At 68.1% G+C, this 620-nt stretch carries 1 protein-coding gene; it reads right to left on the reverse strand.

The annotated features are described in order from the left end of the window. Nucleotides 1–190: 190 nt before the first annotated feature. A complete protein-coding gene (locus tag LL239_RS17550; RefSeq protein ID WP_228164609.1) occupies nucleotides 191–439 on the reverse strand; it encodes a hypothetical protein in 249 nt (82 codons plus the stop codon). Nucleotides 440–620 lie beyond the last annotated feature (181 nt).

A 620-nucleotide genomic window follows, 5' to 3' on the forward strand; every position in this document is an offset into this window, starting at 1 on the left:
AGGCGGTGGCATCATGACCGCCCCGTCCCCGTTCTGCGCAGCGCACCCGAGCGGGAGCATGTCCCCGTGTCGAGCGTGCACGATCGCGCGGCACACGCACGAGCTGTACGCGTGGATGGCGGCGCACCCGCGGCGATACGCCCGCGCCCTGAAGCGTCGAACGTCATGGTCGCGCGATCCTCAGATCCGCCTAGCTGAACTCGTGGCCCTCAGCCGACGGCGCGGGGAACTGAATGTTGGAGACGAGGGCGTAGCGAGTATCCCAGTCGATGAGAAGTTCGACGCTTCGTCCGTCGTCAAGCGGAAGGGCGATGAACCGGCCGGATCGAGAGTCGCGAACAGAGTCGACGTCGGCCGACAGCTTCTCCCGCCAGTGCTGATCCGAATAAGCCGTGGACAGGGCGAAGACGGACCCGTAGTAGTGCAGCTCTGTTGCCATGCGGCCGAGCCTACCGAGGCGCCGGCATCGACCGGAACCGAGTACCGGGCGGTGGCTCCGTGACCACCCCCGAGCTGCGCCCCTACCTCCTGGTCGCCGCGTTCTTCGCCTTCCTGGTGGGCTTCATCTTCCTGCTCGCCGTCTGCACCCCTGCGGCCGCCGCGGTCGCGGTCGCCGTGGC

The organism is Microbacterium testaceum (assembly GCF_020781835.1).
Classification (GTDB): domain Bacteria; phylum Actinomycetota; class Actinomycetes; order Actinomycetales; family Microbacteriaceae; genus Microbacterium; species Microbacterium testaceum_H.

What these genes read in the sequence shown, in the direction of transcription:
- LL239_RS17550 (WP_228164609.1), bottom strand. Translation starts at nt 439, where the DNA reads ATGGCAACAGAGCTGCACTACTACGGGTCCGTCTTCGCCCTGTCCACG.